Consider the following 501-nt stretch of genomic DNA (forward strand, 5'->3'; position numbering starts at 1 on the left):
CACCATTAACGACAAGTTTCTTGAACGAATCGTTATTGTGCGTTTTCATTTCCGTCAAGATTGGTGTAGAAGGTTGAGGCATGTCGGGACAACCAATGACAATACCATCTATTGCAGAGCCAAAGTGCCCGTTGAGATAGCTGACTCGATACTGGCTGCCATTTTCGTCTTGTTGGATGACTTGCATACCGGCGGTAAGTAGTAAGGCCACGAAGCGACCTTCTTCAAGATGCCCGCGATTGAATAGACGTAAGGTTTTACCGTTAAAGTGTGGTTTAGTTGCCCATCTCCATCCGTAGAAGATTGCTCTACTACATTCTTGTCCGATAAGACTAATCCCAAGATGCGAACGGAATCCGCCATCCCCCTCTCGATATGCGTCTTCAATATGCGGTAATACTTTTCCGAGCCATACTCTGTAAGCGGATCCTTGATCTCGTTCAATACAGTCATTGAATAACTCCATTGTCTTAGTAGCAGGATAAAAATGTGGCATATCAT

1 protein-coding gene is annotated in these 501 nt (G+C 44.5%); it reads right to left on the reverse strand.

The features are described 5' to 3' along the window. Positions 1–501, reverse strand: a 501-nt coding sequence (locus tag Y882_RS20475) for a hypothetical protein (protein ID WP_211259265.1), incomplete at both ends; no start/stop codon positions are given.

This window comes from Dyella japonica DSM 16301, from assembly GCF_001010355.1.
GTDB classification, from domain to species: domain Bacteria; phylum Pseudomonadota; class Gammaproteobacteria; order Xanthomonadales; family Rhodanobacteraceae; genus Dyella; species Dyella japonica.